The sequence below is a fragment of the Parahoeflea alexandrii genome (assembly GCF_024105735.1).
Lineage (GTDB): Bacteria > Pseudomonadota > Alphaproteobacteria > Rhizobiales > Rhizobiaceae > Hoeflea > Hoeflea alexandrii.
The window spans coordinates 1,969,654-1,995,263 of sequence record NZ_JAAAML010000001.1; the positions used below are offsets into that span (position 1 = coordinate 1,969,654).

Annotated in this window: 24 protein-coding genes and 1 pseudogene; 4 read left to right on the top strand and 21 right to left on the bottom strand. The window is 61.3% G+C overall.

The window, feature by feature from the left end; translation table 11 throughout:
- Nucleotides 1-152 precede the first annotated feature (152 nt).
- The 3 genes from ntrC to dusB are packed head-to-tail and all read right to left on the bottom strand — an operon-like array spanning nt 153 to nt 3,785.
- Nucleotides 153-1,604: a nitrogen regulation protein NR(I) gene (gene ntrC / locus GTW23_RS09180; protein ID WP_152008833.1), complete on the bottom strand. Its 1,452-nt coding sequence runs from the start codon at nt 1,602-1,604 to the stop codon at nt 153-155.
- 4 nt (nt 1,605-1,608) lie between these two features.
- Complete coding sequence (locus GTW23_RS09185) at nt 1,609-2,718, bottom strand: two-component system sensor histidine kinase NtrB (RefSeq protein WP_152011524.1); 1,110 nt, start codon at nt 2,716-2,718, stop codon at nt 1,609-1,611.
- A gap of 50 nt (nt 2,719-2,768) precedes the next feature.
- Nucleotides 2,769-3,785 carry a tRNA dihydrouridine synthase DusB gene (gene dusB, locus GTW23_RS09190; RefSeq protein WP_252915474.1) on the bottom strand — a complete coding sequence of 339 codons (1,017 nt, stop codon included), beginning with the start codon at nt 3,783-3,785 and terminating at the stop codon, nt 2,769-2,771.
- Between the two features lie 201 nt (nt 3,786-3,986).
- On the opposite strand from dusB, the pseudogene ispF reads away from it, so the two are divergent.
- Nucleotides 3,987-4,484: pseudogene (ispF, locus tag GTW23_RS09195) on the top strand (2-C-methyl-D-erythritol 2,4-cyclodiphosphate synthase); the annotation flags it as partial.
- On the top strand, nt 4,481-5,035 hold the full coding sequence (locus tag GTW23_RS09200; protein WP_382263668.1) for a CinA family protein: 555 nt from the start codon (nt 4,481-4,483) through the stop codon (nt 5,033-5,035). The pseudogene ispF and the gene GTW23_RS09200, both read left to right, overlap by 4 nt.
- Here the strand turns inward: GTW23_RS09200 and GTW23_RS09205 are convergent.
- The 13 genes from GTW23_RS09205 to eno form a co-directional block, all read right to left on the bottom strand.
- On the bottom strand, nt 5,011-5,472 hold the full coding sequence (locus GTW23_RS09205; protein WP_252915475.1) for a type II toxin-antitoxin system RatA family toxin: 462 nt from the start codon (nt 5,470-5,472) through the stop codon (nt 5,011-5,013). The two genes, GTW23_RS09200 and GTW23_RS09205, sit on opposite strands and share 25 nt — an antisense overlap.
- A gap of 4 nt (nt 5,473-5,476) precedes the next feature.
- Nucleotides 5,477-6,454, bottom strand: coding sequence for a lipoyl synthase (gene lipA / locus GTW23_RS09210; protein WP_252915476.1), 978 nt, complete (start codon nt 6,452-6,454; stop codon nt 5,477-5,479).
- 27 nt (nt 6,455-6,481) lie between these two features.
- A complete protein-coding gene (locus GTW23_RS09215) occupies nt 6,482-6,757 on the bottom strand; it encodes a GlsB/YeaQ/YmgE family stress response membrane protein (protein ID WP_382263665.1) in 276 nt (91 codons plus the stop codon).
- Between the two features lie 2 nt (nt 6,758-6,759).
- Nucleotides 6,760-7,011 (bottom strand): hypothetical protein, encoded by a 252-nt coding sequence (locus GTW23_RS09220; protein WP_252915478.1) that lies wholly within the window; start codon nt 7,009-7,011, stop codon nt 6,760-6,762.
- Nucleotides 7,008-8,453: a dihydrolipoyl dehydrogenase gene (gene lpdA, locus GTW23_RS09225; protein ID WP_252915479.1), complete on the bottom strand. Its 1,446-nt coding sequence runs from the start codon at nt 8,451-8,453 to the stop codon at nt 7,008-7,010. Before lpdA ends, GTW23_RS09220 begins: the two co-directional genes overlap by 4 nt.
- A gap of 75 nt (nt 8,454-8,528) precedes the next feature.
- The gene (locus GTW23_RS09230; RefSeq protein WP_152008841.1) at nt 8,529-8,765 is read right to left on the bottom strand and encodes an HP1242/YdcH family protein; all 237 of its coding nucleotides are present in this window, start codon (nt 8,763-8,765) and stop codon (nt 8,529-8,531) included.
- An 86-nt stretch (nt 8,766-8,851) separates the two neighbouring features.
- The gene (locus tag GTW23_RS09235; RefSeq protein WP_252915480.1) at nt 8,852-9,490 is read right to left on the bottom strand and encodes an SGNH/GDSL hydrolase family protein; all 639 of its coding nucleotides are present in this window, start codon (nt 9,488-9,490) and stop codon (nt 8,852-8,854) included.
- 39 nt (nt 9,491-9,529) lie between these two features.
- Nucleotides 9,530-10,078 carry an HdeD family acid-resistance protein gene (locus GTW23_RS09240; RefSeq protein WP_252915481.1) on the bottom strand — a complete coding sequence of 183 codons (549 nt, stop codon included), beginning with the start codon at nt 10,076-10,078 and terminating at the stop codon, nt 9,530-9,532.
- A 35-nt stretch (nt 10,079-10,113) separates the two neighbouring features.
- On the bottom strand, nt 10,114-11,496 hold the full coding sequence (locus GTW23_RS09245; protein WP_252915482.1) for a pyruvate dehydrogenase complex dihydrolipoamide acetyltransferase: 1,383 nt from the start codon (nt 11,494-11,496) through the stop codon (nt 10,114-10,116).
- 14 nt (nt 11,497-11,510) lie between these two features.
- Nucleotides 11,511-12,905 (bottom strand): pyruvate dehydrogenase complex E1 component subunit beta, encoded by a 1,395-nt coding sequence (locus GTW23_RS09250; RefSeq protein ID WP_252915483.1) that lies wholly within the window; start codon nt 12,903-12,905, stop codon nt 11,511-11,513.
- Nucleotides 12,906-12,919: 14 nt separating this feature from the next.
- The gene (gene pdhA, locus GTW23_RS09255) at nt 12,920-13,957 is read right to left on the bottom strand and encodes a pyruvate dehydrogenase (acetyl-transferring) E1 component subunit alpha (RefSeq protein ID WP_252915484.1); all 1,038 of its coding nucleotides are present in this window, start codon (nt 13,955-13,957) and stop codon (nt 12,920-12,922) included.
- Nucleotides 13,958-14,104: 147 nt separating this feature from the next.
- Complete coding sequence (locus GTW23_RS09260; RefSeq protein ID WP_152008847.1) at nt 14,105-14,413, bottom strand: FtsB family cell division protein; 309 nt, start codon at nt 14,411-14,413, stop codon at nt 14,105-14,107.
- A 171-nt stretch (nt 14,414-14,584) separates the two neighbouring features.
- Nucleotides 14,585-15,859 (bottom strand): phosphopyruvate hydratase, encoded by a 1,275-nt coding sequence (gene eno, locus GTW23_RS09265; protein ID WP_152008848.1) that lies wholly within the window; start codon nt 15,857-15,859, stop codon nt 14,585-14,587.
- Between the two features lie 597 nt (nt 15,860-16,456).
- Between eno and GTW23_RS09270 the strand changes: the two genes are divergently transcribed.
- On the top strand, nt 16,457-18,388 hold the full coding sequence (locus GTW23_RS09270) for a methyl-accepting chemotaxis protein (protein WP_252915485.1): 1,932 nt from the start codon (nt 16,457-16,459) through the stop codon (nt 18,386-18,388).
- A gap of 91 nt (nt 18,389-18,479) precedes the next feature.
- Here GTW23_RS09270 and kdsA read toward each other — a convergent pair whose 3' ends face one another.
- Both kdsA and GTW23_RS09280 read right to left on the bottom strand, forming a co-directional pair.
- Nucleotides 18,480-19,310, bottom strand: coding sequence for a 3-deoxy-8-phosphooctulonate synthase (gene kdsA, locus GTW23_RS09275; RefSeq protein WP_252915486.1), 831 nt, complete (start codon nt 19,308-19,310; stop codon nt 18,480-18,482).
- Nucleotides 19,307-20,200, bottom strand: a complete 894-nt coding sequence (locus GTW23_RS09280; RefSeq protein WP_252915487.1) for a VOC family protein — start codon at nt 20,198-20,200, stop codon at nt 19,307-19,309. The genes kdsA and GTW23_RS09280 overlap by 4 nt, the downstream gene beginning before the upstream one ends.
- A gap of 172 nt (nt 20,201-20,372) precedes the next feature.
- Here GTW23_RS09280 and GTW23_RS09285 point away from each other — a divergent pair, with 172 nt between their 5' ends.
- Nucleotides 20,373-21,242 (top strand): D-alanyl-D-alanine carboxypeptidase family protein, encoded by an 870-nt coding sequence (locus GTW23_RS09285; RefSeq protein ID WP_252915488.1) that lies wholly within the window; start codon nt 20,373-20,375, stop codon nt 21,240-21,242.
- A gap of 85 nt (nt 21,243-21,327) precedes the next feature.
- Here GTW23_RS09285 and GTW23_RS09290 read toward each other — a convergent pair whose 3' ends face one another.
- The 3 genes from GTW23_RS09290 to pyrG form a co-directional block, all read right to left on the bottom strand.
- Nucleotides 21,328-21,741, bottom strand: a complete 414-nt coding sequence (locus GTW23_RS09290; RefSeq protein ID WP_252915489.1) for a hypothetical protein — start codon at nt 21,739-21,741, stop codon at nt 21,328-21,330.
- 322 nt (nt 21,742-22,063) lie between these two features.
- Nucleotides 22,064-23,464, bottom strand: a complete 1,401-nt coding sequence (locus tag GTW23_RS09295) for a BON domain-containing protein (protein ID WP_252915490.1) — start codon at nt 23,462-23,464, stop codon at nt 22,064-22,066.
- A 381-nt stretch (nt 23,465-23,845) separates the two neighbouring features.
- A complete protein-coding gene (pyrG, locus tag GTW23_RS09300; protein ID WP_152008854.1) occupies nt 23,846-25,483 on the bottom strand; it encodes a CTP synthase in 1,638 nt (545 codons plus the stop codon).
- Between the last annotated feature and the right edge of the window lie 127 nt (nt 25,484-25,610).

A 25,610-nucleotide genomic window follows, 5' to 3' on the forward strand; every position in this document is an offset into this window, starting at 1 on the left:
ATCGGCCGGTCCGGTCGCGGTGTCGATTGCCATGTGTTGCGTGCCATCCCAATTGCGCTCGAACCCAACCGTTGCGAACAAGCAACAGAATGTGGCGAAAATGCAACTTCAGGGCAAGGCGTGTCAAGCGGTGCCGGTGGCGATCGGGAAAATCAGACCGGGCGCGGAGAGCGGTAGACCGTGACGCCGAGTTCGCGGATTTTCTTGCGCAGCGTGTTGCGGTTGAGGCCGAGCAGATCAGCGGCCTTGATCTGGTTGCCTCGCGTCGCGGTCAGCGCGGCAAGAATCAGCGGATACTCTACCTCCTCCAGCACGCGCTGGTACAAGCCGGAAGGTGGCAGATCCTCGCCGAACCCGGCGAAATACCGGCGCATGTTTTCTTCCACCGACTGGGCGATTGTTGCCGGGCCCATTGAAGTCGACCCTTGCGGCGAGGCCGGTTCAGGCGATTCGATACGGAGCTCATTGTCGATAATTTCGCGGGTGATCACGTCCTGCGGGTAGAGTGCCATGACGCGGCGGACGACGTTTTCGAGTTCACGCACGTTGCCAGGCCAGGGGTAAGCCTTGAGCAATTCCAAGGCTTCGCCGTCGAACCGCTTTGCGTCGAGCCCTTCGCCAACCGCATGGCGGACGAAATGACGGACGAGATCCGGCACATCCTCGGCCCGGTCCCTCAGAGCGGGGAGCCGCAGGGGAACAACGTTGAGACGATAGTAAAGATCCTCACGGAAAAGGCCCTGGTTGATCAGGATCTTGAGGTCCTTGTTGGTGGCAGCGACGATCCGCACATCGGTCTTGATCGGCGTGCGACCGCCAACGGTGGTGTATTCCCCCTGCTGCAGCACGCGCAGAAGCCTTGTTTGCGCATCCATCGGCATGTCGCCGATCTCGTCAAGGAAAAGGGTACCGCCTTCCGCCTGCTCGAAACGGCCGGTGGACTTGTTCTGGGCACCGGTAAAGGCGCCCTTCTCATGTCCGAACAGCTCCGATTCGATCAGGTCGCGCGGGATGGCCGCCATGTTGATGGCAACGAACGGGCCGTTGCGGCGCTTGCCATAGTCATGCAACGCGCGCGCAACCAGTTCCTTGCCGGTACCGGATTCACCGGTGATCATCAGCGTCAGATCTGTCTGCATCAACCGGGCCAGAACCCGGTAGATTTCCTGCATGGCGGCCGAACGGCCGACCAGCGGCATGCCCTCGGTGGTTTCCTCGGGCTGGGCTGCCAGCTTGCGCGGCTCTGACAGCGCCCGGCCGATGGTGCCGATCATCTCGGTCAGGTCGAACGGTTTGGGCAGGTAATCATAGGCGCCGCCTTCCGACGCCTTGATCGCTGTCATAAAGGTGTTTTGCGCGCTCATCACCAGCACCGGCAGATCCGGGCGGGCGCGGCGGATGCGCGGCAGCATGTCGAAGGCGTTCTCATCGGGCATCACCACATCGGTGATGACGAGATCGCCATCGCCGGCAGACACCCAGCGCCACAGCGTCGCAGCATTGGAGGTAATGCGCACATCGTAGCCTGCGCGGGTCAGTGCCTGGTTGAGAACGGTGCGGATGGCCGCGTCATCGTCTGCTACAAGAATGGTCGCTTTGCCCATCGGTTCAGTCCTTTTCTCCGGGCACGCTGCCCTCGGCAGAAGACAACGGCTTTGGTGGCCGGCCGTCGGGCGAAACCGGCATCAGTATGCGGAAGGTGGTCTTGCGGCCCTGGCTGTCGCATTCGACGATGCCGCCATGTCCGCCAACAATTTTCGCGACCAGGGCAAGTCCCAGTCCGGATCCGTTGGTCTTGGTGGTGATGAACGGGTCAAACAGGTGCGAGACCAGGTCGGCCGGTACGCCGGGGCCATTGTCCTGAACGCAGAATTCGAGCGGCAACGAGACTTTTTCGCGAGTTCCCGCCACGGACAGCTTGATCCCCGGACGATAGGCCGTGGTCAGGACGATCTCACCCTCAGGATCCTCGCCGATGGCTTCGGCGGCGTTCTTGACCAGGTTGAGGAAGACCTGAACCAGCTGGTCGCGATTGGCATAGACCGAAGGCAGCGACGGATCGTAGAGCTCGACGAACCTGATCTTGCGGGCAAACCCCGCCTTGGCAACCGCCTTGACGTGATCAAGCACGGAATGGATGTTCACCGGAACCCGGTCGACCGGACGCTCGTCGGAGAAAATCTCCATGCGATCAACAAGCGAGACGATACGGTCGGTCTCGTCGCGGATCAGCCGGGCCAGCGCGCGGTCCTCGTCACCCACCGACATTTCGAGCAGCTGGGCTGCGCCGCGAATGCCCGACAGCGGGTTCTTGATCTCGTGCGCCAGCATCGACGCAAGACCAGTCACCGAGCGTGCGGCGGCACGATGGGTGAGCTGGCGGTCGATCTTGTCCGCCATCGAACGTTCCTGGAAGACCACCACGACATTTCCGGGCAGGCCCGCGACCGGCGCGACATAAAGATCGACCAGCTTGTCGCTGCCAAGGCGGGGTGAACTGAGATCGACCCGGTATTCGTTGACCGCCGCACGGCGCTCGCGCACCTGTTCGATGAGTTCGAGCAGCGGGCTTCCAAACGGGATAAACGCGTCGAGCTTGTGCCGGCCGAGATGAGCGGCGCTGGCTGCAAAGAAGGATTCAGCCTCCCAATTGGCGAAACAGACAACGCTGTTGGCGTCAACCATGATCACCGGGTGCTGAATGGCGTTGAGCACCATGCTGGCGGTGTCCGCTTCAATCGTGGCAACCTGATCGGCAAGCTTTTCACTCACGCGGCACTCTCCATCAGCGAGGGTGAACTGACTGCGGCATCGAGCACCTCGGCGAAGATCCCCTGAACCTCATCGGCGCTATCGGACGTCATCAGCCTGACCTTCCGCGAAGCCGGCGTTTGTGGCGCCAGTGTTTCCAGATACCAGCCGATATGCTTGCGGGCGTGGCGGACCCCGACATCTTCGCCGTAATGGCTGATCATCATTCCGTAATGCTCAAGAGCCACGGCATTGCGTGCCGCACGATCCACAGGAACGTCGGCCGATCCGGCGAGTTCGCCGCAAATCCACGGCTGGCCCTGCGCGGCGCGTCCGACCATCACCGCATCGGCGCCGGAGCGGCGCAGGCACTCATCGATATCGGCGCGTGAGGTCACATCGCCATTGGCGATCAACGGGACAGCAACCGCCTCACGGACGCGGGCGATGGCATCCCAATCGGCAGAGCCCTTGTAAAACTGCATGCGGGTGCGACCATGAATGGTGATCATTTTCACGCCGGCTGCTTCAGCCCGGGCGGCGATCAACGGCGCATTGAGGTTGTCGTGATCCCAACCGAGCCGCATCTTGAGGGTCACGGGCACCGAGACCGCGTTCACCGTGGCTTCTATCAACCCGAGCGCGTGATCGGGATCGCGCATCAGCGCCGATCCCGAATAGCCGCCCGTCACCTTTTTGGCGGGGCACCCCATGTTGATGTCGATCATCGCTGCACCGCTGGCTTCGGCAATCCTTGCGGCTTCGGCCATCCAGCGGGCTTCGCGGCCTGCGAGCTGCACCACATGAGGATCGATACCATCGCCACGCAGCCGGGCGAGCGATTCGCGGTTGTCGGTCACCAGTTCCCGGCTCGCCACCATCTCGGTGAAGACCAGTCCTGCCCCGTGCCGCCAGGCCAATTGCCTGAATGGCAGGTCGGAAATACCGGACAACGGCGCCAGAAACACGCGGTTCCTGGCGGTCACCGGCCCGATCTCAAGTGGCTGGCTGAGTGTAGGCTGACTATTTTGCATGCGTACAGTGCAACTTTCTTTGTTGCCGCTTTTTTAGACAAATATGCCGGGATTGCCAAGGCGAATTCACTCGCCAGTCGAGAAAAATGCAAAAGATCTTTTTTCCGGTTAACGCAAGCCCTAAACACGAGACAACGCAAGCATCCGCCACCGCCCCATACGCCGGAGAAAACTGACATGGTCACCGAAACGAGCGCACTTCCCTCCCTGCCAGATGTGCGTACCGGCAATGGCTATGACGTGCACCGGCTGGTTCCGGGCGCTTTCGTGACGTTGTGCGGCGTGGAAATCCCGCATGATCAACGCCTCGACGGCCATTCCGACGCAGATGTGGGGCTGCATGCGCTGACCGATGCCTTGCTGGCGACCTGCGGCGCGGGCGATATCGGCGATCATTTTCCGCCATCGGATCCGCAATGGCGCGGCGCGGCCTCGGAGATCTTTCTCGCGCACGCGGCAAGCATCGTCCGCGAGGCCGGCGGCGTGATCATGAATGCGGATGTTTCCCTGATCGCCGAAGCCCCGAAGATCGGTCCGCACCGGCTCGAGATGCGACAGGCACTAGCCCGCATTCTCGGCATTTCGCTTGAGCGCTGCTCGGTGAAGGCGACCACCAACGAGATGATCGGCTTCATCGGCCGCCGGGAAGGCATCGCCGCGATCGCCACAGCCACCGTGGTTTTTGGGGAGCGGACATGAACACGCCAGAAGAACTGGACGAGCTACGCATGGAATGCCGCAACCTGGCGCAGCAGATCATCGATACCTTCCCGGAGAACAAGGCGATGGTGGCGACGGCGGAATCCTGTACCGGCGGATTGATTGCCGGCGCAATCACCGACATTGCCGGTTCTTCGACGGTGTTCGACCGGGGGTTCGTCACCTACTCGAACGAGGCCAAGCAGGACATGCTGGGCGTCCGCGAAACCACACTCGCAGCCTTCGGTGCGGTCTCGGCGCAGGTGGCAACCGAAATGGTGCTTGGCGCCCGGCGCAAATCGCGGGCGGATTTCGCGGTCTCGGTGACCGGCGTTGCCGGCCCCGGCGGCGGCTCGCCGCAAAAACCTGTCGGACTGGTGTGGATGGGATTGTCAGGCCCGGGTGATCTGACCAGCGCCGTCGAATTGCGCTGGAACCCGGAGTGGAGCCGGGACATGATCCGCGCCGCCACGGTCCGCGCGGCACTCGAAGCCTTGCTGGGCCGCGCCGCCCTCGCTCGGCGTCCTCAGGACACCCCGACTTCTCCATAGATCTCGCGGGCCCGTTTTTCGAAGGCCTCGGCGAACATGCGGAAGGCGCGATCGAACATTGACCCCATCAGGGCGCCCAGCATCCTGCTCTTGAACTCGTAATCAATGAAGAAGCAGACTTCGCAGCCGCCGTTGTCGCGCGGCTCGAAACGCCATTCATTGGTGAGGTACTTGAACGGGCCGTCGAGATACTTGACGTCGATCGCCAATTCCTCGGCCTTGAGCAGCACCTGGCTGGTGAACGTCTCGCGGATTGCCTTGTAGCCCACCGTCATGTCGGCGATCAGAAGCGTCTTGCCGTCACGCTCCTTGCGCGACCGGACGGTGAGCGCCTCACACAGCGGCAGGAACTCGGGATACTGCTCGACATCGGCCACCAGATCGAACATCTGGCGCGGTGAATGAGGGACAGGGCGGGAGGTTTTGTAGGTTGGCATGGTATCAGTTGTGGGTGTCCGCAGCTGCCATGCGCGCATCCCGGTTGGCCTTGAGCCGGGCGAAATCATCGCCGGCGTGGTGCGACGAACGTGTCAGCGGGCTTGAAGAGACCATCAGGAAGCCCTTGGTGTAGGCGATCTTCTCGTAGCTCCTGAATTCCTCGGGGGTAATGTAGCTCATGACCTCGTGGTGCTTGCGCGTCGGCTGCAGGTACTGCCCGATTGTCATGAAATCGACGTCGGCGGAGCGCAGATCGTCCATCAGTTGCAGCACTTCGTTACGCTCTTCACCCAGGCCGACCATGATGCCGGACTTTGTGAACATGGTCGGGTCGAGCTCCTTGACCCGCTGCAGAAGCCTCAGCGAATGGAAATAGCGCGCGCCGGGACGGACGGTGAGATAGTTGCCGGGCACGGTCTCAAGATTGTGGTTGAAGACGTCGGGCTTGGCCGCAACGACGCGTTCGAGCGCGCCAGGCTTGCGCAGGAAATCGGGCGTCAGGATTTCGATGGTGGTTTCCGGCGACGCGGCACGGATAGCCCAGATCACCTTCTCGAAGTGCTCGGCACCGCCGTCATCGAGGTCGTCGCGGTCGACCGAGGTGATGACAACGTGCATCAACCCCATCTCGCGAACCGCCTTGGCGACGTTTTCCGGCTCGTTCATATCCAGCGCGTTCGGTTTGCCGGTGATGACGTTGCAGAAGGCGCAGGCGCGGGTGCAGATCTCGCCCATGATCATGAAGGTGGCGTGCTTCTTGTCCCAGCATTCGCCGATATTGGGGCAGCCGGCTTCCTCGCAGACGGTGACGAGGTTGTGCTCCTTCACAATCGAGCGGGTTTCCTGATACCCCTTTGAAGTGGGCGCCTTGACCCGGATCCATTCCGGCTTGCGCTTGACCTCGGTATCGGGCCGGTTCTGCTTTTCCGGATGCCGGACGCGCTTTGCGACCGGTGTTGTGGCGTCGAGAATGGTGACCATGATGCGGTCCTTTATCTTTCGTGTGTTTCAGCCGCGCTTCGAGCGGCCGAAGAGCCAGAGGATGAGGATGGCGCCGAGGATGGCGACGACCAGGTTTCCGGCAAAACCGTAATAGTTGATGTCGAGCACACCGGCGAGCGCGCTGCCGACAAAGGAGCCGGCGATGCCGACCAGCATGTTGGTCAACAGTCCGTGGTCGCGGTTCATAGCCCGTTCGGCGACATAGCCGGCGATCAGGCCGACCAGCAGCAGGCCGAAAAAGCCCAGGCCCGGCATTGCCATGAATCCCATCTGGTATTCCATTATCACCGCCTGTCTCCATTGGCCGCAGCATGCAGCGCACGCATGATCAACCAGAATGTAAGGCCGAGCATCAGCCCCATCAATGCCAGGATGGCTGAAACAGCGGCAATTCCGGCCATTCCCTCAAGCTGAACCGTGCCGAATTCCACCGCACCGCGCCCGCGGAGGGCGGCGATACCGGCGACTGCGCCCAATCCTGCCCCGCCGAGCGCTGGTATAACGACGAGGTTGGGCAGCCGCGCCCTCATCGTCACGCGTTCAACGCCCGTCCATAGGCGTCGAGCACGCTTTCCTTCAGTGTTTCGGAAATGGTCGGGTGCGGGAAGATGGTGTGCATCAGGTCTTCCTCGGTGGTTTCGAGGTTCATGGCAACCACAAAGCCCTGGATCAGCTCGGTGACTTCGGCACCGACCAGATGCGCGCCCAGCAACTCGCCGGTCTTCTTGTCGAAGATGGTCTTGACCATGCCCTGGTCTTCACCAAGCGCAATCGCCTTGCCGTTGGCGACGAACGGGAAACGGCCGACGCGGATGTCGCGGCCCTGCTCTTTTGCCTTCGCCTCGGTCAGGCCGACGGAGGCGACCTGCGGGTTACAATAGGTGCAGCCCGGGATCTTGAGCTTGTCCATCGGATGCACATTGGGCAGGCCGGCAATCTTCTCGACGCAGATGACGGCTTCGTGCTCGGCCTTGTGTGCCAGCATCGGCGGGCCGGCGACATCGCCGATGGCGTAGATGCCCGGCACATTGGTCTTGCCGTAGCCGTCGATGACGATGCAGCCACGGTCGGTCTTCACGCCGAGCGTTTCGAGGCCGATGTTCTCGATGTTGCCCTGCACACCGACAGCCGAGATCATCCGGTCGGCGGTGATCTTCTCGACCTTGCCGTCCTTGAGTTCGACATGGGCGGTGACGGAATCAGCGCCCTTTTCGACCTTGGTGACCTTGGCCTCGAGCAGGATCTTCATTCCCTGCTTGTCGAACTGCTTTTTGGCGAAGGCGGAGATCTCGGCGTCCTCGACCGGCATGACTGTTTTCATCACCTCGACCACGGTCACGTCGACACCCATGGTGCGGTAGAACGAGGCAAACTCGATGCCGATGGCGCCGGAGCCCATGACCAGCAGCGATTTCGGCATCTTCTCGGGCTTCATTGCCTCGAAATAGGTCCAGATCAGCTTGCCGTCCGGCTCGATACCTGGCAGCGCACGCGGCCGGGCGCCGGTGGCGACGATGATGTGCTTGGCGGTGTAGGTGCCCTCGCCCAGCGTGTTCTTGGGGATCGGTCCCTGCGGCTCGACGATCTTCTTGGTTGTCTTGGAGACCACGATCTCGCCCGGCTTGGTGAGCTTGGCCTCGCCCCAGATGATATCGACCTTGTTCTTCTTCATGAGGAAGCCGACACCACCGTTCATCCGCTCGGCAATGCCGCGCGAGCGCTTGACGATGGCCTGAAGATCCGGCGTCACCGTGCCTTCGAGTTTCAGGCCATAATTCTTGGCGTGTTCGCTAAGGTGCAGCACTTCGGCAGAGCGCAGCAGTGCTTTTGTCGGGATGCAGCCCCAGTTCGAGCAGATACCGGCGAGATGCTCGCGCTCGACCACGGCGGTCTTGAGGCCGAGCTGGGCGGCACGGATGGCTGCGATGTAGCCGCCGGGGCCGGAACCGATGATGATCACGTCGTAATTGTTTGACACGCCTCGTCTCCTCTATGTCAGGGCGGACGGACCAACGTCCGCCCCGCCATCTGCACGGGGCGCGTCGCGGCCGTCTCAGCCCGCCAGCATCCCGTAGATTTCGTCCTTGAGCCTCAGGCGCTCCTTGCGCATCGATTCCATGTTGAAATCGTCCGTCGGCTCTATGTTGGTTTCGGCGCGGTGAACGGCCCGGTTGATGTCGTGATAGGCATCAAAGAGTTTGGCGAAATGGGCGTCAGCCTGTTTCAACTCATGCATTTTCGCGACGTGCTCGGGAAACTCCTCCGCCAGTTCGTGGGGCGTGTGCGACATCAATCATCTCCTCGTTGGTGTGTTGATGACTGCACTCTATCCGCCCGAAGTCCTTGTTCTCCTTGACCTTGGTCAATTTCTCACAATTAGTGCCCCAACAGCAGCCGCGCCACCGGTGCCAGCCCGCGCCCGATGGCGCGGGTGTTGTCTGCGTCCAGATGCACGCCGTCAATGGACGAACACCGGGCAACCGAGCTCGCGTCGAAAAATCCAGCCCCCATTTCATCTGCCAGATCGGCGTAGAACGAGGCAAGCATCGCCGATTGCTCGACGCCACCCTCGAACATCGCGGCAAAATCCGGGTCTGCCGTTTCGACCAGCGTTGGCGGCGCGACAACGAGGATCTGTGGCACATCCTGCTCGACCGGCCAGTTGTGCAGCCGTACCAGTTGCACCAGCCGCCTGATGCCCTTGGATGCGGCATGGGCGGTCCCGGCAACCACCGGCTTCATGTCATTGGAGCCGAGCATGAGGATCACCAAGTCGAGCGGCGCATGAGAATGCAAAGCCGTAGGCAGCGTGCGGGCTCCGTTGCGATCGCAATCGCCGGTGTAATCGTCAAACACGGTGGTACGGCCATTGAGCCCATCCGCCACCACATGCACGCCCTCACCCAGGGAAGCGGCCAATGCTGACGGCCAGCGGTCCTTAAGCGCATGCCGCGAACGGCTTTGCGGATCGTAGCCCCAGGTGAGCGAGTCGCCGTAGCAGAGGACAGTCTTCATCAATCCACCTTCTCGCCATAGAGCCTGTATCGCGACGCGCTAGCTGCCAAGTCTGCGAAGCCCCAGAGCAACAAACAGGAACAGGACACCATTGGAAACCAGTTCGATGCCCAGCAGCAGTCCCAGAATGGTTGTCGCCGTTGCCGGCAGCCCGGCAAGGATCATCACACCGAGCACCACCGAAACCAGTCCGGAAGCCAGCACCCAGACCCAGCCAGAAGCAGGCCGCAACGCAAGCGCAAACATGGTCTTGGCGACACCTGTGGCGAGGAACAGCACCGCCACCAAGAGCGTCAACGGAATTGCGCCCGCCAGTGGATCTGCGACCAGCACAACGCCGACCAGCAGCGACAATACACCGATACCCAGCGACCAGATGAAGCCCGACCAGTCGCGAACCCGAAAAGCATGGATCACCTGGATGACGCCTTGGATGAGGAACACCCAGCCAGCCAGGGTAACCGCGAAGACGGTCGCGCCGAAGGGGTTGAGCAGCGCCAGAAAGCCGCCCACGATGCAGATCACCGCCAGAACCGCCATCCAGGTCCAGCTTCCGGAAAAGCTTCCGTTCCGATCTTGGTCACTCATCGCGCATGCCCCTTAGGTGTTGGTCGTCAGACCGTTCAGACAAGCATCCCCATCGGGCTTTCGATGTATCCCTTGAAGGCCGCCAGCAGTTCCGCGCCGAGCGCACCATCCACACAGCGATGATCGGTCGAGAGCGTGACGCTCATGACCGTTGCCACCGCCAGCGCACCGTCCTTGACGACCGCACGCTGTTCGCCCGCGCCGACGGCCAGGATGGTCGCATGCGGCGGGTTGATGACAGCGGCAAAGTCCTTGACGCCCATCATGCCCATGTTGGAAACCGACGAGGTTCCGCCCTGGTATTCCTCGGGCTTGAGCTTGCGGTCCTTGGCGCGCTTGCCCAGATCCTTCATTTCGTTGGAAATCGTCGACAAGGTCTTCTCTTCGGCCGAGCGGATGATCGGCGTGATCAGCCCGCCTGGGATGGAGACGGCGACGCCGACATCGGAATGCTTGTGGATCACCATGTTCTCGTCGGTCCAGGAGACATTGGCATCGGGCACATCGCGCAGGGCGAGAGCCAGCGCCTTGATCACCATGTCATTGACCGAGAGCTTGTAGGCCGGCTTATCATCCTTGAGCGGAGCCGCCTTGTTAAGCTCGGAGCGGAGCTTGAGAAGCGCATCGAGTTCGCAATCCACGGTGACGTAGAAATGCGGGATCGTCTGCTTGGATTCCTGCAGGCGGCGGGCAATGGTCTTGCGCATGCCGTCGTGCTTGACGAGCTCGTAGGAGCCCTCGGCGAAGTTCTTGAGAACGGCGTCGTCCGACATGCCCTTGGGTGCTGCGGCGGCCGGCGCAGTCGAGGCAGCGGCCTGCGGCGCTGCTTCCTTAGCCGGCGCCTTGCCGGTGCCCGAAGCGATAGCTGCCTCGACGTCCTTCTTGACCACGCGGCCATGCGGACCGGAGCCCGAAATCTGCGCCACGTCGACACCGGCATCCTTGGCAATCCTGCGGGCCAGCGGCGAGGAGAATACCCGCTCTCCCGATTGTGTGGTCGGCGCGGGAGACGGTGCGCCAGGATTCTGGTCGCGGATTGGCTTGTCGAGGCTCGCAGCCGGGTCGGACGCCTGCGCCGGTTTTTCGGATTCCTGCTTCGGCGCGTCTGCCTGCTGGGTTTGCGCGGGTGCGGGAGCTGCGTCACCGCTACCCCTGGCCGCATCATCGGTGCTTTCGCCTTCGCCGGCGAGGATGGCGATCACGGCATTGACCTTGACGCCCTCGGTGCCGGCCGGGACGACGATCTTGGCGACCGTGCCTTCATCGACAGCTTCAACTTCCATCGTCGCCTTGTCGGTCTCGATCTCGGCGATCACATCGCCGGGACCCACCTTGTCACCTTCCTTGACCAGCCATTTGGCGAGGTTGCCCTCCTCCATGGTCGGCGACAGGGCGGGCATTGTGATGTTGATAGGCATCTGACAGTCCTCCCTTACGCCGTGTAGGTAACGGCTTTGACGGCGTCGACGATTTCCGCAACGTTCGGCAGCGCGAGCTTCTCGAGATTGGCTGCGTAAGGCATCGGGACATCCTTGCCGGCGATCGTGATGATCGGCGCATCAAGATAGTCGAATGCCTGCTGCTGCACGCGGGTGGCGATCTCGGTGCCGACCGACGATTGCGGATAGCCTTCCTCGACGGTGACCAGGCGACCGGTTTTTTTCACGCTTTCGATCACGGTCGGCAGGTCCATCGGGCGGATGGTTCTGAGATCGATGAGTTCCACATCGATGCCCATGCCGGAGAGCTCCTCCACCGCCTTGACGGCGTAGTTCATGCCGATGCCGAAGGAGACGATGGTGACGTCCTTGCCCTGCTTGTGGATGCGGGCCTTGCCGATCGGCAGCACGAAATCATCCATCTTCGGCACATCGAAGGAATGGCCATAAAGGATCTCGTTTTCGAGGAAGATCACCGGGTTCGGGTCGCGGATCGCGGCCTTGAGCAGGCCCTTGGCGTCGGCGGCCGTGTAGGGCATCACCACCTTGAGGCCCGGAATGTGGCTGTACCAGGCGGCGTAGCACTGGGAGTGCTGGGCGCCGACGCGGGCAGCCGCGCCATTGGCGCCACGGAAGACGATCGGCGCGCCCATCTGGCCGCCGGACATGTAGAGCGTCTTGGCAGCAGAATTGATGATCTGGTCGATCGCCTGCATGGCGAAGTTGAAGGTCATGAACTCGACGATCGGACGAAGGCCTGCCATGGCAGCACCTACGCCGATACCGGTGAAGCCGTGCTCGGTGATCGGGGTATCGACGACACGACGAGCGCCGAATTCCTGCAACAGACCCTGCGAAATCTTGTAGGCGCCCTGGTACTCGGCCACTTCCTCGCCCATGAGAAACACGTCCTCATTGGCGCGCATTTCCTCGGCCATGGCGTCGCGCAGGGCTTCGCGCACCGTTGTCGCCACCATCTCCGTGCCATCGGGAATCGACGGATCGGCGGCTGCGGTGTTTTCGACAGGCGCCTTGGGCGCCGCCGGAACAGGTGCGGCAGCTTCCGGTTTTGCTTCCGTTGCCTCTTCGGCAGGTGCGGGAGCAGGGTCGGCTTTCTTGCCCGATCCGATGTCGGAGGCGCTTTCGCCTTCTTCGAGCAGCACCGCGATGACCGCGTTGACCTTGACGTTTTCAGTGCCGGCGGGGATCATGATCTTGCCGATCTTGCCCTCGTCGACGGCTTCGACTTCCATCGTAGCCTTGTCGGTTTCGATCTCGGCGATCACGTCGCCGGCCGCAACACTGTCACCTTCGTTCTTGAGCCATTTCGACAGCGTGCCCTCTTCCATGGTCGGGGACAGCGCAGGCATCAGGATATCAATCGGCATGGTGTTCCCTCCCCTTACAGCAGAATGTCGGTGTAGAGCTCGGACGGATCCGGCTCCGGATTGTTCTGGGCGAAGTCCGCCGAATCCGCCACAACATCCCGCACCTTCTTGTCGATGGCCTTGAGGTCATCTTCGCTGGCGTGCTTGAGTTCGAGCAGCCGTGCCTTGACCTGCTCGATCGGGTCATGCTCGGAGCGCATCTTCTGCACTTCATCCTTGGAGCGGTATTTCGCCGGATCCGACATCGAGTGGCCGCGATAACGGTAGGTCAGCATTTCGAGAATGATCGGCCCCTTGCCGGACCGGCAATGGGCAACAGCCTCGACAGCCGCGGCATGCACGGCGCGGACATCCATGCCGTCAACCTGGTGGCCGGGAATGCCGAAGGAGTTGCCGCGCAGCGAGAAGTTCGACTGGGCCGAGGAGCGGGCCGTCGAGGTGCCCATGGCGTAGCGGTTGTTTTCAACGATATAGATCACCGGCAGCTTCCACAGAGCCGCCATGTTGAAGCTCTCGTAGACCTGGCCCTGGTTGGCGGCGCCATCGCCGAAATAGGCGACAGAGACATTGTCATTGCCGCGATACTTGTTGGCAAAGGCGAGACCGGTTCCAAGCGACACTTGGGCGCCGACGATGCCGTGGCCGCCGTAGAAGTTCTTGTCCTTGGAGAACATGTGCATCGAGCCGCCCTTGCCGCGGGAGTAACCTCCCTGGCGGCCGGTCAGCTCGGCCATCACGCCGCGGGCTTCCATGCCGGTGGCGAGCATATGGCCATGATCGCGGTAGCCGGTGATGACCTGGTCGCCGTCCTTGAGCGCCATCTGCATGCCAACGACCACGGCTTCCTGGCCGATATAGAGGTGGCAGAACCCGCCGATAAAGCCCATGCCATACAGCTGGCCGGCCTTTTCCTCGAAGCGGCGGATCAGAAGCATCTCGCGATAGGCTTCGAGCTCGGTTTCCTTGTCGAATTCGGTGATCCCGCCGTTCAGCCCGCTCTTTTCAGCCGGCTTCTTGCGGGATGCGGCGGTGGCGCTCTTGCGTGTAGCCATCTCATCCTCCCAATGGTGCTTCGAGGTGACCATAGGGAAATTGCGGGCGATCAGCAAGCGCATAAACGCATAGCTGATATTCCAACTAAGTACCTGATATTAATTTATATTTTTGATATTAACCGGCATCAGGTTAATCAACTGAATTCAGCGGAAATACACAACCTCGTCCTCACGGGCCACGTTCAACAGGGCCCGCGCCCGCTCGTCCAGCATGTCGGCCTCTACCGCGCCGTCGCTCAACAGCATCACCATGCGCTCGAGATGTTGCCTGCGTTCGGTCAGCGTTGCAAGCCGTTCGGACAATTCAACGCGGCGGATTTCAAGCGCCTCGGCAGAATCAAGCCCATAGGCACCGGACCATGAATGGAAGCCGAAATAGGTGAAGCAGGCAACCGAAAGCGCCGGAACGACCCATCGGCTCCAGTATCGCTTTTTTCTGAACTGTGTCCGCATTCGAAAAACGCCTTACCCCTGCGAGTGAGACAGGATGACAGGCCATGCTTAAGATTGAGTTAGCCATCCGTGCGAATTGCTGCATCGCAAACAAAGAAGCCCGCGTTTTCACGCGGGCTTGAGCCAGGCTGGCCTGGCGGTGCCAGGCATCGGCAAGCATTTTCAGGCAGCTTATCCGCGCAGCACGGATGCACCCGCATAGGCCGCCTCGACACCAAGTTCTTCCTCGATGCGGATGAGCTGGTTATACTTGGCAAGCCGGTCGGAGCGGGAGAGCGAACCGGTCTTGATCTGCCCGCAATTGGTGGCGACGGCCAGATCGGCGATGGTGGAATCCTCGGTCTCGCCCGAACGGTGGCTCATCACAGCCGTATAGCGCGCCTTGTGGGCGGTCTCGACCGCATCGAGCGTTTCGGAAAGGGTGCCGATCTGGTTGACCTTGACCAGGATCGAATTGGCCACACCCATCTTGATACCGTCGCGCAGGCGGGCGGAGTTGGTCACAAACAGGTCGTCGCCCACCAGCTGGCACTTGTCGCCGATCTTGTCGGTCAGCGCCTTCCAGCCGTCCCAGTCATCCTCGCCCATGCCGTCCTCGATCGAGATGATCGGGTACTTGCCCTGCAGTTCGGCGAGATACGCGGCCATGGCTTCGGGCTCGAGCGAGCGCCCCTCGCCTTCCAGCTCGTACTTGCCGTTCTTGAAGAACTCGGTGGCGGCGCAATCAAGCGCAAGATGGATATCCTCGCCCGGCCGGTAGCCGGCCTTCTCGATCGACTTCATGATGAAATCGAGTGCGTCTGGTGCGCTCTTGAGGTCCGGTGCAAATCCGCCCTCGTCTCCGACATTGGTATTGTAGCCGCCGGCCGACAGTTCCTTCTTGAGGGTGTGGAAAACCTCGGCGCCCATCCGCACGGCATCCCGCAGGGTAGCGGCGCCGACAGGCATGATCATGAATTCCTGGAAGTCGATCGGGTTGTCGGCATGCGCGCCGCCATTGATGATGTTCATCATCGGTACCGGCAGCAGCCGGGCGTTGGCACCACCGACATAGCGGTAGAGCGGCAGGCCGCTCGACTGTGCGGCGGCGCGGGCTGCGGCCAGCGAAACACCGAGAATGGCGTTGGCGCCGAGCTTGCTCTTGTTGGCGGTGCCGTCAAGCGCGATCATCGCCTTGTCGAGCGCGATCTGGCCTTCCGCATCCATACCGCAGATATTGTCGCACAGCGCGCCATTGACGGCGGCCACGGCCTTCTCGACACCCTTGCCCAGGTAACGGCCACCACCATCGCGCAATTCAACCGCCTCATGCGCGCCGGTTGACGCGCCTGACGGCACCATCGCACGGCCCATGGATCCATCTTCGAGATGCACGTCAACTTCCACGGTCGGGTTTCCGCGGCTGTCGAGGACTTCCCGTCCGACAATATCGATGATGGCGGTCATGGTCTGGTTCCTTGTTGAGGTAGGGCTGGGGTTAAACTGCCGCCGGGCGGCGTTGCGCCGTCTTACCGCACTTCGCCGAAAAATCAATTGCGCGCCCGTACAGAGTGACTGATTCGCTTGGCCAATACAGGTTCCATGACCATTGCTCGCACCCTTGGAAACATGCACTGGTCCGTGCGCTCAACTTCCCTCACATTTCTGGCGTCAGGCGTTGGAACTTTCTGTTCGACACTTAAGATTTTGCACAGGTTGTACCGATTCTGTTAATTAATTAGTTTTTTCTTATTTATGCATCTCTAAGGCATTTTTTCCATTTTCGGGCTCAAACCCTTGAGAATTACCAGTGAGAATTCCGAATTTTTAGGAGCGGCGGGGAAATATTGGACCGATCGCGGCCAATCGCTCTACAACCTTGTAATGAGAACTTGGGTACAATGATTAATACCTAATTTACATTTAAGTAATCGCTTTCATCTATGTTTCACAGCGACCGAAGGCGATAATCGTCACGCGCCGAGCGTGGCTTTGCATGACGCGAAATCATCTTCGACAATCCAGATCGAATAGTCCTTCATCAGAAATGCGGAGATCACGCACGTGCAACTGAATATTGGAAAGAGCCTTATCGTCTTCGGGGCAGTCGTTTCACTTGGCCTCGTCGCCTCGATGGCGCTCAAGAAGTATGTCTTCGAGGATTTGAAGGTCAATGGACCGGTCTACCAGGAGATCGTCAACGGCAAGGACCTGATCGCGGACATTCTGCCGCCGCCGCTTTACGTGGTTGAGTCCTACATGCTGGCAAACGAAATGATCGCGCATGAGGAGGTTGTGGAAAAGAATTCCACGAAAATTCGGTCTCTCAACGGGCTTTATGAAGAGCGTCGAACCTTCTGGCAGCAATCCGATCTTGAACCCTCGCTCAACGGGAAGCTTCAGGACGATGTCCTGGTGAAGGGCGACGCTTACTGGACGGCCATGAACGACCAGTTCCTGCCGACTGTTCTGTCGGGCGACAGAGAAGCGGCGAGACTGGTGCTCGACGAGCTGTACCGGACATTCCATATCCATGATGAAGCCGTGAATGAACTGGTGACCTCAGCATCGACCTTCCTCGAAAAGGCAGAGGCCGACGCGCGCGCCGAAGATGCGCTGTTTTCCAACCTGACCCTTATCGCCAGCATCGTTTCTGTAGCACTGTTCCTGGGCGGCCTCATTCTCTTCCGCTGGCGCGCCGTTGTCCCCCTGACCGACATGACGGGCTACATGGGCAAGCTTGCGGCGGGTGACTATTCCGATGAAGTGCCGCATGCCGGGCGCAAGGACGAAATCGGCGAGATGGCGCAGTCGGTCGCCTATTTCCGCCAGGCCGCCATGGAGCGGAAAGAGGCGCGGTCGCAATCCGAGAAGGAACAGGCCGAGATCAAGCGCCTCGAACAGGAAGCCGCAGAACGCCAGGCCGCCGAGGATGCCGAACGCGTCCGGGTGATCGAAGCGCTGACAACAGGGCTCGAGAACCTGTCGTCGGGCAACCTCGCCTACCGCATCAACGCGACTTTCGCGCCGGCCTATGAGAAGCTGCGCACCGAGTTCAACTCCGCGGTCGGCTCGCTCAGCGAAACCATCGATGACATCTCCTCGACCACCGAAGCGGTTCGCCTCGCCTCCTCGGAAATCGGCTCGGCCTCGGACGATCTGTCCCGCCGGACCGAGCAGCAGGCCGCATCGCTCGAGGAAACCGCCGCGGCCCTCGACCAAATCACCTCGACGGTGAAAAGCTCGTCGCAGCGCGCCGAGGAAGCTTCCGACATGGTCGGAACCGCCAAGGCCGGCGCCGAAAAATCCGGCGCTGTCGTCAAGAACGCCATCTCGGCCATGGAGCGGATCGAGGAATCGTCCAAGCAGATCAGCCAGATCATTTCGGTGATCGACGACATCGCCTTCCAGACCAACCTGCTGGCGCTCAATGCCGGCGTGGAAGCGGCACGCGCCGGAGAGGCCGGCAAGGGTTTTGCGGTGGTCGCCCAGGAAGTGCGTGAGCTGGCCGGACGTTCGGCCAACGCCGCCAAGGAGATCAAGACGCTGATCGAGACCTCTTCGACCCAAGTCGGCAACGGCGTCACCCTGGTCAACCAGACCGGCACCGCGCTGGGCGAGATCGAGGGCCAGGTCAGCAAGATCAACGACCTGATCCAGTCGATCGTCACCGGGGCGCGCGAGCAGTCCACTGCGCTTGCCGAAATCAACTCGGCAATCAACCAGATGGACCAGACGACGCAGCAGAACGCGGCTATGGTGGAAGAAACCAACGCCGCGACCCAGGGCCTGTCGGGCGAAGCCGTCAAGCTCGAAGGCCTGGTGCGGCGCTTCAACACCGGCGGCCGCGCAACACATGCGGCACCTGCTGCTGCCAACGCCTCATCGAAACCGGCGCAGTCTCCGGCCCGGGCGCTCGGCGCCAAGATCGCCTCCGCCTTCGGACGCGGCGGCGCAGCAACAGCCCAGAAGGAAGAAAGCTGGAGTGAGTTCTAAGCTCTCTCAGAATCAGTTTCCCGATGTAAAAAAGGCCGCCGGAGAAATCCGGCGGCCTTTCTGATTCAAAGCGTGAACACTTGCTCGTGTTCTAGCGCTTGGCCACCGCATCAAATGCCATCAGCGTTTCAAGCAGCCGCGGCATTTCGCTGAGCGGGACCATGTTCGGACCGTCGGAAGGCGCGTTGTCGGGATCCTCGTGGGTCTCGATGAACAGTGCCGCGACGCCAACCGCAACGGCTGCACGCGACAGTGTCTCGACAAATTCACGCTGTCCGCCCGATGCACCGCCCTGCCCGCCGGGCTGCTGGACAGAATGGGTGGCGTCGAAGACCACCGGCGCGCCCATTGCCGCCATGATCGGCAGCGACCGCATGTCGCTGACCAGCGTGTTGTAGCCGAAGGACGCACCACGCTCGGTGAGCAAGACATTCGAATTGCCGCTTTCGGTAACCTTGGCGAGCACGTTCTTCATGTCCCAGGGGGCAAGGAACTGACCCTTCTTGACGTTGATGACGCGTCCGGTGCGTGCCGCAGCGATCAGCAGATCGGTCTGCCGGCACAAGAAGGCCGGGATCTGCAAGATGTCGACAACTTCGGCAACGGTGGCGCATTGCTCCTCGGTGTGGACGTCGGTGATCACCGGCAGGCCCAGTTCTGCCTTGATGTCGGCGAACACCGTCATGGCCATGTCCAGCCCGATGCCGCGCTTTCCGCCCAGAGAAGTGCGGTTGGCCTTGTCGAAGGACGACTTGTAGACCAACCCGATCCCGAGACCGGCGCAGATCTGTTGGAGCGAGCCTGCGATCTCGAAGGCGTGCTCGCGGCTTTCCATCTGGCAGGGACCGGCGATCAGGGTGATCGGCAGGTGATTGCCGATGCGGAGATCACCGACCGCGACGGTGGCGTTGGGAGCACTCATCGGATTTCCTCAAAACAGTAGCAGGCGCCCTGGCCCGGCGCGGGATCAACGATCAGCCGGCCTGCCACCTGCCTGACGGGAACCTCGTTTTTCAGCAACAGCGCCGATAGGGCTTGCAGGTCCGACACCCTGTAGACCAAGGCGCGCCCCAGCAGGCCGCGCTCACGAGACGGATCGACGATGCCGAGATGGGTTTCCAGACCGGCCTTGTTAAACACGGTGATGGTTGCGCCCTCGAGTTCGACCGACATTCCGAACGAATTGGCATCAACCTCACGGTTGCAGGCCAATTCCTGGATGAAATACTGAAAATCCGTCGGATTGGGCTCGGACAGAATGACTTCGGAAATGCCAACAACCCCATTCGGGTGTGCGGTCAGCGCCGAACGGTCGGCCGCAGGCACATTGATCCGCTCGACGGCGAAGCCGAACAGGTCGGGCGCTCGCAGATCGGCGGCGAAGGAGAGCTTGAAACTCGGCGTGACCTCGGATCCATCCGGCAGTTTCATCGGCCGGGAGAAGGTGAGCATGTCGCCACCCGACATGCCCAGTTCAACGAAACGATCGTGGTCCGCACCGGCGTCCTTCGAGCCGACGACGAGCGCTGAAAAGCCGTTGTCACTTCTGCGAAAGCGGTAGGCCTGATCACGGGCGACGAAGACGTTGCCGCTCCTTGCGGCTTCCTCGCAGTCCTCACGCTGGGCAATGCCGAGCGGCTCGAGATAGGTGCCATCGGCAAAAAAGACACAGGCATTCTCGGTCCCGAAAGGATGACGCGCATCGGCGGCCACGGTGAAACCGAGCGCGGAATGGCGGGCGCGCGCGGTGTCAAGGTCCTCGACCGGAAGCACGAGATGATCGAGAGGACGTGGGGTTCGCGGTGATGGCATCGATGATTTGACTCCGTTCGGCCTTCCCTTACCAGCAAGCCCGGATCGGGTGCAACTGCACTCGACCAAACGCCGCCGGCAACCGCGCGGTTGCACGATGAAAGCCGTCGCACCCTTGCAGGAATCGCGGCCAGGCGGTAATTGGTTAACGGGCTGAAAACGGGAGCTGGTTTTGACCGGACTGATTGCAGACGCGTGGCGCCGTTGCCGCTTGTACCTGACACTGATCGTGGTGGTCGGCACCGTTTCTGCCTGCGCTTCTTCGGGCGGCTCCATCGAAGACAGCGTCGCGCCGATTGCGCCGACAACGGAAAAGTACGCGGCCATCGTTGTCGACGCCAAGAGCGGCAAGATGCTCTATGGCGCCAACAGCAACGAGCTGCGCTATCCGGCCTCGCTGACCAAGATGATGACGCTCTACATGGTGTTCGAAGCCATGGACCAGGGCCGCGTCAGCCGAACGGATCTGATTCCGATCTCGCGCAATGCGGCTGCCCGCCCGCCCTCGAAACTCGGGCTGAAGGCCGGGCAGTCGATTCCCGTCGACACAGCGATCCGGGTACTGGTGGTCAAGTCCGCCAACGATGTGGCAACCGCAGTTGCGGAATTTCTCGGCAACGGCTCGGAAGCGCGTTTCGCCGAGATGATGACGGCCAAGGCCCGCTCACTGGGGATGACCCGCACCACCTTCAAGAATGCCTCTGGACTGCCGGATCCCGGTCAGGTGACGACGGCGACCGACATGGCGCGGCTGTCGATCCTGTTGCGACGGACCTTCCCGCACTACTACGGCTATTTCGGCCAGACCGAAGTCACCGTCGCCGGCCGCACCATCAAGGGCCACAACAAGGCAATGGAGATGATCCCGGGTGCGGACGGGCTGAAAACCGGCTACACCCGGGCGTCGGGCTTCAACCTTGCCACCTCCGTCAATCGCGGCGGCAAATCAGTGGTCGGCGTGGTAATGGGCGAAAACACGGCTGCCATCCGCAACGCCCGCATGGCCGCACTGATGTCGGCCTATGTGCGCAAGGCGAAATAGGTCGACACCATCCCGTTCCATTGAGGCGCTGAAACGCACCCGACATCAGCATGAGCTGCCTTTGCAGTGTTGCCGGGTCTGCAGGTCACGGGCCTATGCAGGAAACACCAACCGGCGGCTCGTCCTCGATCTGCAGAAAGCCGATGCGCAGCGGCATGGCGTCGTGCTCGGCGTTCAGGAGCCTGATGACGGCGACCCGCATGGTGGCCTGGTCGTCGACAAGATCGATACGAAAGAGTTCACCGTCATCAAAGGCCTGCGCGATGGTGACGGGCTCGCCGGGCAGAGCCGGCTCTGTGGTGAATTCGCGCCCGGCGACGGACAGTTGCACCGAGAACACGTTTGGAACGGGTCCCGCGCCCAGCACGATATCCAGGCTCGAATCGGATTTCATGTCTGTACAGGAGATCGAGACGGTCGCCTGCGCGGCACCGGCAGCGAATGATGCAAGGGCTGCGGCAAACACGGTCTTGACGATGCTTGACCTATTGATGGGCATCTTTTGATCCTCCTCCGGCGCGGTATCTCTCACGCCATCATCTCGCACCATTTCCCGCTAGACCGCGCCCCACACGGCAAGAGTGTCTCAAATTTTCGGGTTCGCGGCAAGGCAGCACGCATTGGCTCGGAAGCACGGGTGCGATTGCGCCAGGGCTTTCCAGGCGCATGATCTCTGGACGAACCGCAATGCTTCTGCCACAAGCCATCAGGGACGCGACTGCCGTTAGTTATAGAACGGGGTCGGGCTGTAGATTGACGTCACGCAGCTGCCGCGAGGACACGCTGGCCGTCCTCTGTTTCACCTTGCCATTCGACCAGGCTCAAACAGTGGGTCGGGTTCCCAGTTCGTCCTGGCCATTGCTCGACAGCAGGTCGGCACCGGTCTGCTGCTCGCGTTCCTCATCGACCTTCTTCAGCACGGCTTCATCAACATGGGTGTTGGTAACCTCTTCGCCCGGCATCGTCTCGGCCGCGGGTCTGGCAGGTGCAGGCTTTGTCTCCGACTTAGCTCCCTGCTCTGCGATAGCCGGCAACGCGGCGCCTGCATCAAATCGCAGCCTGTAGATCGGTTCGGGAAGCGCGAAGCCAGCCGCCTCAAGCGCTGTCTTGACTGTGCGGATGGCCTCGGAGCGGGCTTTGAGAAAATCAGTCTCTGTCTGGTTGATCCATCCCGAGACGCCGATGACGACATTGGAATCGCCGACCTGCTCGATCCAGGCGCCGGGTTCGGGCTTCTTGAGCACGAAGTCGAGGCCGTCGAGCGTCTTGTGACAGACCGCCAGCGCCTCATGCAGCACGCTGTCTGCATCAACGCCAAGCTCGAAAGAGAAGCGGCGTTCGGGGTTTCGCGTGTAATTGACGATCTTGGCCTTGAACACCGTGGCGTTGGGTATGCGAATGTGGTTGCCATCGATGTCCATCAGGATGGTGGCGCGGGAGGTGAGCCGGATGACAAAGCCTTCGGTGCCTTCCAGCGCAATGAAATCGCGCGGCTGAAATGGCTGCCGGACGGAGAGCAGGATCGAGGCGATGTAGTTTTCCACCGTGTCCTTGACGGCGAAACCGATGGCAAGACCGATGATGCCGACAGCGCCGAGAATTGTGCCAAGAACCGCCGTGGCGCCGAGAATATCAAGCGCCATCAGCGCGCCGAACATCAGGAACGCCAGCCAGACCGTCTGACGCAGGAGATCGGCAATGAACGCGTTGGGCGTGAGCCAGTCCCACGGCTGCCTGCGGGTGGTGACAAACCATCCGAGAAGCCCGATCAACGCCCAGACAAGCCCTGCCACCATCACCAGCGGCAGATAATCCAGTGTTTGCTGCAGCCGGCTTTCGAAGCGGCCGATGACCGGCTTGAGCCGCTCGGTCACCGCGGTCTGTTCGGTCAGCCGGTTTTCGATGGCGACCACGCCGGAAACGCGGCTGACCAGATCCTCAGCCTTGTTGGCAGCAGCCGCCTCCTCCACCTGACCGCTCAGCGTGACCACACCTGAGCTGACCGATACCCTGATCTGGCCCAAACCCTCTATTTCACGGAAGATGGTCTGAATTCGGGACCGGATTTCCGCATCGGTAATCACGCCCTCGCCGATCTCGATGGTCGGCCCGGCCGGCTCCACGGTTTCTTGCGCGTGGACGCTCGACCACGGCAAAGACAGTGCCACGACAAGAATGGCCAGGCGCACAGGGAAGCAGAGCAAGGAGAGGACTGGCCGCATTTTTCCGTCCTGGCCGCATGGCCTTTGTCTTGATGGGCGAGAAGCGGACGGAAACTCCGACCGGTGAGCGCCCAGACTAGACCGATTCGGCTGGGCGATGATGGCGCGCTTTGGCGTCTACTACAAACCGAAGCCCCGGCAGAGCGCCCGGCCAGGTTTCATCTGGCAAATGCCACCGCCAGAGCGTCGCAATCACGTCCCCGGTGCCGCCAATTTGCCTAAACAGCGTGGCACGGCATGGCAGCGGCAGGATTGACGGTGACGCCAGCCACGATGCCGGGTTTTCTTAGACGATTTTCAGGACCGGGACCGCAAAACGCGTCCGTATAAATGGCAACGACGGACGGCTCATCGGTCAACCGCAAGCAGACTGCGCGGCCCTTACACCAGACGTGACTGCTCGAGTGCCGCTTCGATGAAGCTTGCGAAAAGGGGATGAGGCTCGAGCGGCCGCGACTTGAGCTCGGGGTGGTACTGGACGCCGATGAACCAGGGATGGACGTCCTCGGGATACTCGATCGTCTCAGGCAGCAGTCCATCCGGCGAAATGCCGGAGAACACCAGGCCTGCCTGTTCAAGCTGGTCCTTGTAGGCGATGTTGACCTCGTAGCGGTGGCGGTGGCGCTCGGAGACCTCGGTGGAGCCGTAGACCCTCGAGATCAGGCTGCCGGGCTTGAGCGGATGCGGATAGGCGCCCAGCCGCATGGTGCCGCCGAGATCGCCATCGGCAGCGCGCTTCTCGAGCTGGTTGCCCTTGAGCCATTCGGTCATGATGCCGACCACATGGGTGCCGTTCTTGCGGTCGAACTCCGAGGAATCCGCATCCTCGATGCCGGCGAGATTGCGCGCCGCATCAAGCACCGCCATCTGCATGCCGTAGCAGATGCCGAAATAGGGAACCCTTCGTTCGCGGGCGAACTTCGCGGCGGAAATCTTGCCTTCCGCGCCGCGTTCGCCAAAACCGCCGGGCACCAGGATGCCGTTGACCTTCTCGAGCCAGGGCGACGGGTCTTCCTTCTCGAAGATCTCGCTCTCGATCCATTCGAGCTTGACCTTGACCCGGTTGGCGATGCCGCCGTGATACAGCGCCTCGATCAGCGACTTGTAGGCATCCTTGAGGCCGGTGTACTTGCCGACGATGGCAATGGTGACCTCACCCTCGGGATTGTGGATGCGTTCGGAGACTGCTTCCCAGGACTGCATGCGCGGCGCAGGCGCCGGATCTATGCCGAAGGCGGCCAGAACTTCCGTGTCGAGGCCTTCCTTGTGGTAGGCGATCGGCACATCGTAGATGGACGGCACGTCGAGCGCCTGGATGACAGCGGACGGACGGACATTGCAGAACTGGGAGAGCTTGCGGCGCTCCTCGGCCGGAATCTCCCGGTCGGCGCGAACCAGCAGGATATCGGGCGCGATACCCATGGCCTGCAGTTCCTTGACAGAATGCTGCGTCGGCTTGGTCTTGAGCTCGCCCGCAGCCGCAATCCACGGCATCAGCGTGAGGTGGACATAAACGGCATTGCCGCGCGGCAGATCGTTGCCGAGCTGACGGATTGCCTCGATGAACGGCATCGCCTCGATGTCGCCGACGGTGCCGCCGATCTCGCACAGCACAAAATCGTAGTCCTCGTTGCCTTCGAGGACGAAGTTCTTGATTTCATTGGTGACATGCGGAATGACCTGAACGGTGGCGCCGAGATAATCGCCGCGCCGCTCCTTGTCGATGATGTTCTTGTAGATGCGGCCGGTGGTGATGTTGTCGGATTTCACCGCCGAGCGGCCGGTAAAGCGCTCGTAGTGGCCAAGATCCAGATCGGTCTCGGCGCCGTCGTCGGTGACGAACACCTCGCCGTGCTGGGTCGGACTCATCGTGCCCGGATCAACGTTGAGATAGGGGTCGAGTTTGCGCAGCCGCACCCGGTAACCACGGGCCTGCAGCAACGCACCAAGGGCGGCCGAGGCAATGCCTTTTCCAAGCGAGGAGACCACGCCGCCGGTTATGAAAACATATCGCGCCATGGGATTGAACCGATACCTTTAGAGAACTGATTCCGCCACCCCAAAATTCAGATGACGCATTTTAGCGGTGAATAACAGAACAAGCGCCTGCAAAATCACATGAAAAAACCGGCGGAGGCTTTTGTGC

Excerpts from the sequence above, each read along its gene's own strand:
- GTW23_RS09235 (WP_252915480.1), bottom strand. The coding sequence starts at position 9,490 with ATGAAGACTGTCCTCTGCTACGGCGACTCGCTCACCTGGGGCTACGAT.
- GTW23_RS09290 (WP_252915489.1), bottom strand. The coding sequence starts at position 21,741 with ATGCCCATCAATAGGTCAAGCATCGTCAAGACCGTGTTTGCCGCAGCC.
- GTW23_RS09245 (WP_252915482.1), bottom strand. The coding sequence starts at position 11,496 with ATGCCTATCAACATCACAATGCCCGCCCTGTCGCCGACCATGGAGGAG.
- GTW23_RS09260 (WP_152008847.1), bottom strand. The coding sequence starts at position 14,413 with ATGCGGACACAGTTCAGAAAAAAGCGATACTGGAGCCGATGGGTCGTT.
- kdsA (WP_252915486.1), bottom strand. The coding sequence starts at position 19,310 with ATGAGTGCTCCCAACGCCACCGTCGCGGTCGGTGATCTCCGCATCGGC.
- lipA (WP_252915476.1), bottom strand. The coding sequence starts at position 6,454 with ATGGTCACCATTCTCGACGCCACAACACCGGTCGCAAAGCGCGTCCGG.
- GTW23_RS09205 (WP_252915475.1), bottom strand. The coding sequence starts at position 5,472 with ATGCCAACCTACAAAACCTCCCGCCCTGTCCCTCATTCACCGCGCCAG.
- GTW23_RS09215 (WP_382263665.1), bottom strand. The coding sequence starts at position 6,757 with ATGGAATACCAGATGGGATTCATGGCAATGCCGGGCCTGGGCTTTTTC.
- dusB (WP_252915474.1), bottom strand. The coding sequence starts at position 3,785 with ATGCAAAATAGTCAGCCTACACTCAGCCAGCCACTTGAGATCGGGCCG.
- eno (WP_152008848.1), bottom strand. The coding sequence starts at position 15,859 with ATGACCGCCATCATCGATATTGTCGGACGGGAAGTCCTCGACAGCCGC.
- GTW23_RS09185 (WP_152011524.1), bottom strand. The coding sequence starts at position 2,718 with ATGGTGCTCAACGCCATTCAGCACCCGGTGATCATGGTTGACGCCAAC.
- GTW23_RS09295 (WP_252915490.1), bottom strand. The coding sequence starts at position 23,464 with ATGCGGCCAGTCCTCTCCTTGCTCTGCTTCCCTGTGCGCCTGGCCATT.
- GTW23_RS09250 (WP_252915483.1), bottom strand. The coding sequence starts at position 12,905 with ATGCCGATTGATATCCTGATGCCTGCGCTGTCCCCGACCATGGAAGAG.
- GTW23_RS09230 (WP_152008841.1), bottom strand. The coding sequence starts at position 8,765 with ATGTCGCACACGCCCCACGAACTGGCGGAGGAGTTTCCCGAGCACGTC.
- pyrG (WP_152008854.1), bottom strand. The coding sequence starts at position 25,483 with ATGGCGCGATATGTTTTCATAACCGGCGGCGTGGTCTCCTCGCTTGGA.
- pdhA (WP_252915484.1), bottom strand. The coding sequence starts at position 13,957 with ATGGCTACACGCAAGAGCGCCACCGCCGCATCCCGCAAGAAGCCGGCT.
- ntrC (WP_152008833.1), bottom strand. The coding sequence starts at position 1,604 with ATGGGCAAAGCGACCATTCTTGTAGCAGACGATGACGCGGCCATCCGC.
- GTW23_RS09200 (WP_382263668.1), top strand. The coding sequence starts at position 4,481 with ATGAACACGCCAGAAGAACTGGACGAGCTACGCATGGAATGCCGCAAC.
- GTW23_RS09240 (WP_252915481.1), bottom strand. The coding sequence starts at position 10,078 with ATGAGTGACCAAGATCGGAACGGAAGCTTTTCCGGAAGCTGGACCTGG.
- GTW23_RS09280 (WP_252915487.1), bottom strand. The coding sequence starts at position 20,200 with ATGCCATCACCGCGAACCCCACGTCCTCTCGATCATCTCGTGCTTCCG.